Source organism: Streptomyces sp. NPDC002623 (genome assembly GCF_053592635.1).
Genome location: NZ_JBSFWB010000067.1, coordinates 19698 through 27473 on the forward strand (window position 1 = coordinate 19698; position 7776 = coordinate 27473).

The window sequence follows — 7776 nt, forward strand, 5'->3', positions numbered from 1 at the left end:
CATGGGCAGCTCGGTGACCGGTCTGGCGGACGTGGAGCGGGGCGGTGCGAGCGGGCGATCCGTCCGGAGGGAACCCGCTGCACTGCGTGCGCCTGCCGGCGACATCCTGCGCGGCCGCACCGAGGAGATGGCGACGGCTCTGCGCATGCTCCGCACCACGGCGCGCAGGAGACACGGGCAGATCCTGGTGATCACCGGCGAGCCGGGGGTGGGCAAGTCGACGCTGGCGCGCGCCATCACCCACGAGGCGGGGGCGCTGCGCTTCCGGACCGGTACGGCCAACGCCGACGCGATCGGGCAGCTCTCCCCCGGGGCTGCGCTCCTGCTGTCGCTGCGGCACGGTCCTCACCCGCTCCTCAGCGGCGCCGAGTTGACGGATCTGGTCGCTCTGACGGACGAGCCGTTGCTGCTCCTCGAAGCGGTCGGCAACCGGTTGGAGGCCGCCACCGGTGCGTGCCCGCTCCTCCTGCTGCTGGACGACCTCGATCGGGCGGACCAGCTCACCCGTTTCCTCTTGCGGACCCTGCCGTTCCGGCTGGCGTCGCTCCCCATCGTCTGGGTGCTGGCAGGACGGACCACGCAGGACGGCGCTCTCAACGATCTGCGCGCCCTGAGCGGCTCCCGAGCCGGCCAGGTCGCCATCGAACGGCTGGCTCTGCAGCCGCTGCCGACCGAGGCGATCCTGGACATCGCCCGTGACCGGCTCGGTGCGCCGCCCTCGGCCACTGCCGCCGAACTCCTGACGCGCGTGGACGGCAACCCCTTCCTGGCTGTGCAGGTCATCGACTCACTGGCCGACCCGCACGCCGGGGACGGCAAGGCGCCCGCGCCCTCCGCGTCGGAGGCGACACCGGTCCCGCGACAGGTGGCCCAGGCGTTGCACCGTACGCTGCTGAACCTCAGCCCACGGACCGTCGACCTGATCCAGGTCCTCGCCGTCCTCGGTCAGCCGGCGACGCCACGTGACGTGCGGGACTTGATCGGCCTCTCCCGCATAGAGACCTCCACCGTGCTGGACGAGGCGATCGGCGCCGGCCTGCTGGGCTGGCAGTCCGGCGGAATCGCGTTCCGGCACCGCCTGGTGGGCGAGGCGGTGTACGCGGACCTGGCCGAGTCCGTCCGGCGCGCCCTGCACCGTCGCTGCGCGGCGCGGTTGACGGCCCTCGGTGCCGAGAGTTCGCTGGTCGCCGTCCACGCCCGAGAAGGCATCGAGCCCGGCGAGACACAGTGCGCGGCGATCGTCATGCAGTCGGCGGTCGATCTCGCGGCGACCACACCGCAAGCGGCCGGCGAACTGGCCCTGACGGCATTCCGTGCGCTGCGGCCCACCGATCCGGCGTACCCCGCCCTCGGCGAGAGTTGCGTCCGGGTGCTGGGCCTGGTCCAACGCTGCGACGACGCGGTGGCGGTCGGTGATCTGATCCTGGCGCACCTGGACGACGGGGAGTCGGTGGGGCGCGTCGAGCTCGTACTCGCCAGGGCTCTGTGGCTGGCCGGCCGCTGGGAGTCGTCGGCCGCGCGCTGCGCCTCGACCCTGGCCAGGTCCGACCTGACCGCCGCGATGCGGGCCCGGCTGACGTCCCTCCAGGCACTCGTCGAAAGTCGGCTGCGGGGGGCCGGGGCGATGCGTCCGCAGGCCGAGGCGGCGCTGGCCGAGGCTCATCGGCTCGACGACCATGAAGCCCAGGTCACCGCGGTGCACGCCCTCGCCGAGATCGCCCGCAACGGTGCAGACCACGCCGGCTCCCTGTCGTACTTCCGTCAGCTGCGCGCCGAGTCCCAGCCGGTGTTCTTCGCCCAGGAGATCATGGCGCTGCAACACCTGGACCGCTACCGCCACGCCGAGGCACTGCTGAAGCAGGCCTGGAGCGAGTCCGACCCGCAACCGGCCTCGGTCCTTCCGGCACTGCTGTACGCGCAGATCTGGCAGGACCACGACCTGGGCCGGCTGGACGAGGCCGAGGCGGGCGCCCGGACCCTGCTCACCCTCGCTCGCGAACTCGGCTCGCGCATGTGCGAGTTGGATGCGGCGTCGATCCTGAGCATGGTCGCCCTGCACCGCGGTCGGTTGGACGACGCCCGCACGGAGCTCGCCCTCGACGGGAACGGGCCGACCCCCGCCGACGAGGAGCACGCCCCGCCGCTGCTGCTGACCCGCGGCTGGCTGACCGCCGCGGAGGGCGATCCGACCGCCGCGATCCGGTTGGTGTCGCCTCTGGTGCGCTCGGCCCACGCCGAACGCGACGCCTGGCCCTGGAAGCCGGGCTGGCTGCCGATCCTGGCCGGGATCGGAGTCGCCGACGACGACGCGGCGTTCCTCGAAGACGTGCGCATGCTGGCCGAGACCGGCGCGGCCAGGAATCCCGGCGTGGCCAGCTTCGAAGGCATCGCGGCGCACATCCAGGGCCTGGTCCGGCAGGACGGTGGCCGGCTCCGCCACGCCGTCGACGTCCTGGCCGACGGACCCCGTCCGCTGCTCCTGGCCGGGGCGCGCGAGGACCTGGGCAGACACCTCCTCGGCGAGCAGCAGCGTGCTGACGGGATCGCGCAGCTGGACCGGGCCTGGGAGGCGTATCGGCAGGCCGGCGCGGTCGGCCCGATGCTGCGCGTCCAGCAGGCGCTGCGCAAGACGGGCGTCCGACGCGCCGGCTGGGCGGTCACCGAGCCCGGCCCGGCCATCGGGTGGGTGGCGCTCACCGAAGCCGAGCGCACGGTGGCGCGCCTCATCGGCACGGGGTACTCCAACAAGCAGGTCGCCGCCGAGCTGAGGGTGTCCACGAACACCGTCGGCACCCACGCCCGGTCCATCTTCGCCAAGCTCGATGTGCGCTCCCGGGCCCAGCTGAGCAGCCAGTACCACGACCAGATCGTGGGAGCGTGAGGCGCAGCCGGATCCTGCCGAGCGGGCGCTCCGCGCCTCGCCTCACCTGTTCGCGTGATGGCGAGGAGCTCCGGGTGGTGATGACCTTGGTGCGATCTCGCGGAGGAGGAGCCGGTTGCGGCGTCCGCGGGCGGAAGCCGGAGGTAGGCCGTGGGCGATCGGCGCGACACAGCACAGGCGACACGCGGCAGTGCCGTCGGGGTTCAGCCCGCGACGACCCACCTGATCGTGCTGCCCGGTGGCGGTTACGCGGCGCACTCGGCGCACGAAGCGGAACCGATCGCCGCCTGGCTCTCCGGCCTGGGGTTGTCCGCCGGCGTCTTCCGGTATCCGCTGAACGTGCGGCATCCCGCGCCCCTTCTGGCATTGCGTGCTGAGATCCGGCGTCGACGCGAGCAGGGGGCCGACCGCATCGGAGTGGTCGGCTTCTCGGCCGGCGGGCATCTTGCGGGGCTGGCGGCCCTGGCGCCGGGCAACGACCCGCGCGAGTCGGTCCAGTTCGCCGTCCTCGGCTACGCGATCACATCGATGGAGACCGAGACCTACCGGCCTTCTCGGGTGATCCTTCTGGGCGAGGACGCCTCGCCGGAACTGCGCCGCGCGACGTCACTCGACGCGCTGGTGACCGCGGCGTCGCCGCCCTTCTTCCTCTGGCACACCGCCGAGGACGTCTACGTCCCGCCCGAGCACACCTACCGCCTCGCCACGGCCCTGGCCGCACACGACGTCCCGCACACCGTGCACGTGTACGCCCACGGCCCGCACAGCCTCGGACTCGCCGAGGGCACCGGTGACGCGGCCACATGGACGAGGTTCGCGTCGTCCTGGATCGCCGAACAACTCCGCTCGCAGCCCCGCCCCAACGCCTGACGCAGCAGCCTTCACGTATTCGGGTGAGGGAACGGAAGCCCAAGCCCGAGGACGTGGGAACCTCCTCCGGCGGCGCAGCCCCCTTCGCGCTCGACCCGGACGCCGCCGAGCGCCTTTGGGCGCTGTCTCTCGCCGCAGTGGGCGCGTGAGCGGCTGTCGTGGCGCGGACAGGGCGCGCACAGTGACAGGGCCGCCTGGATCTCGGTCGGCTTCGCGCCCGAGCTGCCAAGAGGCCCTGTTCAGGTGTTCAGGTGTTCAGGTGTGGGTCAGCCCTGGCGGGCCTTCATGCGCGGGTCGCGCTTGTTGATCACGAAGGTGCGTCCGCGGCGGCGGACGACCTGGGCGCCCGGCTTGGCCTTGAGCGCGCGCAGCGAGTTACGGACCTTCATATGGCCCCTGCCCTTCCTGGGTCGCAGACTGATTGTGGTCACGTCAACAAGAGCAGGGGATGCGCTATTCCGCCGGGTACCGGATCTTCGCCTGGGTGTCCGAGGCTCGGGCGTCACCTCTTTGGGTGAGGGACAGGCAGACGGCCCCAGCGAAGCATGGATCGCCCCGAAGGACGGGCTCACCCGTGCTTGCCCACCAGCGAGAGAAGGCACCAGATGGACGCCCTTGGACGAGGCGAGCACTCGGCATGGGCCCCAGTGGCGCCGCTCTCCGGCGATCAGCTCAAGAAGCTGGCAGCGCTCGGATCAGAGAATCCGGTGCACCCCGGCGAGATCCTGTTCTCGGCGGGCGACGCGTCCTACGACTTCTTCGTCGTCCTTGAGGGGTCCGCGGACATCGTCGACCGGCTCGGTGAGGCGGACGAGCGACTGGTCGCGTCCTACGGGCCCGCGGAGTTCCTGGGCGAGATAGGCATGCTGACGGGAGAGCGCTCCCGCTTCGCCGGTGTCATGCGGACCCCGGGTCGGCTGCTGCGGGTTCCAGTGCGCCGGATTCACCTGCTCGTCGCGCAGGACGCCGACCTCAGTGAATACATTCTGCGGACGTTTCTGGAGCGCCGGTCGAACCTGATGCGAAGGGGCGCGGGACTCACACTCATCGGTTCCCGGTATGACGAACGCTGCCGGGCGCTGCTGCAGTCGTTCTCGCTCAGCCGGACGGCCCTGCACTGGATGGATCTCGAGGAGCAGCCAGAGGCCGAGGCGCTTCTGCGGGAGCTCCGGATCCCTGTGACCGACCTTCCCATCGTCCTCGTCCCCGGCCGCCCCCTGCTGCGCAATCCGCAGCCGGCCGACATCGCCGCGGAGTTCGGACAGCTGCCCACCGCGATAGGTGACGACGACCAGGATGTCGGTGATCTGCTCGTCGTCGGCGGTGGCCCCGGCGGTCTGGCGGCGGCCATGTACGGCGCTTCGGAGGGGCTTCAGACCACCCTCATCGATGCGGCGGCCTTCGGCGGCCAGGCCGGCACATCGTCCAGAATCGAGAACTACCTCGGGTTCCCGGCCGGTCTGTCGGGGGCCGAGCTGGCTACGCGGGGGACGATCCAGGCGGCGAAGTTCGGGGTCCGGCTCCGCCGGAACGCCCGGGCGGCAGCCTTCGCCAGTCAGGACGGCATACACACCGTCACCTGCGAGGACGGACGGGCGTTCAGGGCGCGCGACGTCGTCATCGCCACCGGAGTCGACTATCGGCGCCTGGCCGTCCCCGGGATCGAGAACTGGGAAGGCAACGGCGTCCACTACTCCGCAACGGTCGCTGAGGCCAGGTATGCGCTCGGCAGGCCCGTGGCCGTGATCGGCGGCGCGAACTCGGCAGGACAGGCGGCGATGTTCCTGGCCCGGACCTCCGACCCCGTCCACCTCCTGGTACGAGGACACGACCTCGACCGTTCGATGTCCCGATATCTGATCGACGCGATCACCTCCCATCCGAAGATCCAGGTGCGGGTGCGAACCGAAGTGGTCGCCATCACGGCGGGTTCCTCGGTCACCGGGCTCGAGGTGGTGGACCGGACCACCGGTCGGCGCTCCGCGCTGGAAGCGGCCGCGGTCTTCGTGTTCGTCGGGGCCACGCCGTGCACCGACTGGCTCGACAACCAGCTGGCGACGGACTCCGAGCGCTTCCTGCTCACCGGGCACGACCTCGGCGGTCTCGCGACCGGTCATCGAGCGCCGTTCCCTTTCGAGACGAGTGTTCCTGGCGTGTTCTGCGTCGGCGATGTGCGAAGCGGGAGTGTCAAGCGGGTCGCCACTGCGGTCGGTGAGGGTTCCGCAGCGGTACGGCTCGTCTTCGAGCGGCGCCGAGTCGACGGAAAAGACATGTCGTGACCATCAAATTCATTCACTGAATTCATTCACTGAAGAGGTAAAAGGAGCCGACAGATGCCCATGATCGATGTTTATGCCGCGGCCGGAACATTCCAGGACGTGAAAAAGCTCGCCCAGGAGCTGGCGGCTGCGCTGATGCAGATCGAGCAGGTGCCGGACATTCCGATGTTCCGCAAGAACACCGCCGCTTTCGTGCACGAGATGCCGACGGACCACTTGTCGAACGTCGACGGCGACAGCACGTACATCCGAGTCCAGGTACTGACCAACGCGGGTGCCTTGGACCGCGACAAGCAGCTCGCGGTGGTGAGCCGACTGACGGAACTCGTCGCCGCCGCATCGGGTGACCCTTCGGCCGCAGAACGGACGTGGGTCCTTCTCACGGAGGCCCCTGAGGGGGGCTGGGGGCTGGCCGGGCATGCGAACACGAACGCCGACCTGGTGGCAGCCGCCCGCGCTCAGCTCGCCGAGATGGCCGCGGCCGGGAAGGATTAGCCGTTCGACCGCGATCCTTCCCGCTCACCTCTCTATGCGATGTCGCGAAGCGCCGACCGGCAGAAACGAGACGTGCATCGGCGGCTTCGCCGACCCGACCAACCATCGACAACTGGAGGGCACATGCCGGTATCGAAAGCACACGCAATCTGGAACGGCGACATCCCCAGCGGGTCCGGGAACTTCACCGCGGGCGACAGCATCGCCGGGGGCGTGACGTACAAGTCCCGCTTCGAGGGCGGCCCCGGATCCAACCCGGAGCAGCTCATCGGTGCCGCTCACGCCACGTGCTTCTCGATGGCGCTGGCCAGCGCGCTGGCGAGCGCGGGCTTTCCCGCCGAGTCGATCGAGACGGACGCTTCGGTGACGCTGCGGCCGGTCGACGGCGTTCCGACGATCACGAAGGTCGAACTCGTGACAAGGGGCAGGGTCCCCGGGGTCGGGGCGGCCGAGTTCCGTGAGTTCGCCGATTCGGCGAAGGCGAACTGCCCGGTCAGCCGTGCGCTGGCGGGCGTCCCCGAAATGACGCTGCAGGCGACTCTCGCTGATGCGTGAGGGCCTTCGGCTCTCTCGTCACTCCCCGGCGTCATCGTGCCGTGGCCCGGTCAGGCAGCGGCACTGTCTGGAAAGGCGCCCGAAATCTTGGTGATCGAATACGTGCTCCGGATCCCCCTGGAGCGGCATGTCCTCAGCACCCGGCGCCCGTTCACCGCCGTGATCGAGGACATCCGCGACGCCATCGGCGGTGCCGGGGCGGGCGGAGAGCTGCAGGTTCTGCCGTCCTCGGCCGGCTGGGTGCCGTCCGGTCGGCAGGTCAACGGTAGGCCGGTACCCGTCGGTCTCATCGGAGTCGGAGAGCTCGACGTCGATCGTGCCCTGGTCCGAGGGGCGGAGACGGCCCGCCTGCTCAGGCTGCTGGTCGACATGCCGGCCGCCTCCCGGGACCTGGTCCGGTTCCTGCCGGACGCGGGGGCGTCCTGTCCTGTGGCGATCCTTGTTCAGCAGGCCGCAGACGGCGGCACACGTCTCCTCTACGACTCCGTGGGCAGCGCCATTTCCGTCTATCAGGACGAAGAGTCCCTGGCTGTCGCCCGTGGCCTCGACGCCGAGGTCCTGGCCCTGCTGCGGCGCGTCACGGCCGGCGACGGCTGACTGCCGACGGCTGTGCCGCCCACCTCACCGAGACGGATTGCGATGAACCCGACACGTCAGCTCACGGTGTGGCTGCGAGGCCGGGATCCCGGCCTCGCC

8 protein-coding genes are annotated in these 7776 nt (G+C 70.5%); 7 read left to right on the forward strand and 1 reads right to left on the reverse strand.

Features of this window, described 5'->3' with window-relative positions:
• The first annotated feature begins 1 nt into the window (after position 1).
• From ACWD4O_RS46985 to ACWD4O_RS46995, 3 genes are all read left to right on the forward strand, one after another.
• On the forward strand, positions 2 to 2881 hold the full coding sequence (locus ACWD4O_RS46985) for a LuxR C-terminal-related transcriptional regulator (RefSeq protein WP_451289249.1): 2880 nt from the start codon (positions 2 to 4) through the stop codon (positions 2879 to 2881).
• A gap of 150 nt (positions 2882 to 3031) precedes the next feature.
• Entirely contained in the window at positions 3032 to 3751 is a 720-nt protein-coding gene (locus ACWD4O_RS46990) for an alpha/beta hydrolase (protein ID WP_451289250.1), read from the forward strand.
• 23 nt (positions 3752 to 3774) lie between these two features.
• On the forward strand, positions 3775 to 3900 hold the full coding sequence (locus ACWD4O_RS46995; protein WP_451289251.1) for a hypothetical protein: 126 nt from the start codon (positions 3775 to 3777) through the stop codon (positions 3898 to 3900).
• A 117-nt stretch (positions 3901 to 4017) separates the two neighbouring features.
• Here the strand turns inward: ACWD4O_RS46995 and ykgO are convergent, their stop codons facing one another.
• Entirely contained in the window at positions 4018 to 4140 is a 123-nt protein-coding gene (gene ykgO / locus ACWD4O_RS47000; RefSeq protein ID WP_450949759.1) for a type B 50S ribosomal protein L36, read from the reverse strand.
• Positions 4141 to 4356: 216 nt separating this feature from the next.
• Here ykgO and ACWD4O_RS47005 point away from each other — a divergent pair, with 216 nt between their 5' ends.
• The 4 genes from ACWD4O_RS47005 to ACWD4O_RS47020 all read left to right on the forward strand — a co-directional run bounded on the left by ACWD4O_RS47005 (position 4357) and on the right by ACWD4O_RS47020 (position 7677).
• Positions 4357 to 6030 (forward strand): FAD-dependent oxidoreductase, encoded by a 1674-nt coding sequence (locus tag ACWD4O_RS47005; RefSeq protein ID WP_451289252.1) that lies wholly within the window; start codon positions 4357 to 4359, stop codon positions 6028 to 6030.
• A 54-nt stretch (positions 6031 to 6084) separates the two neighbouring features.
• On the forward strand, positions 6085 to 6525 hold the full coding sequence (locus tag ACWD4O_RS47010; RefSeq protein ID WP_451289253.1) for a tautomerase family protein: 441 nt from the start codon (positions 6085 to 6087) through the stop codon (positions 6523 to 6525).
• Positions 6526 to 6648: 123 nt separating this feature from the next.
• Positions 6649 to 7080, forward strand: a complete 432-nt coding sequence (locus tag ACWD4O_RS47015) for an OsmC family peroxiredoxin (RefSeq protein WP_451289254.1) — start codon at positions 6649 to 6651, stop codon at positions 7078 to 7080.
• Between the two features lie 87 nt (positions 7081 to 7167).
• Positions 7168 to 7677 (forward strand): hypothetical protein, encoded by a 510-nt coding sequence (locus ACWD4O_RS47020; RefSeq protein WP_451289256.1) that lies wholly within the window; start codon positions 7168 to 7170, stop codon positions 7675 to 7677.
• The last annotated feature ends 99 nt before the right edge of the window (positions 7678 to 7776 follow it).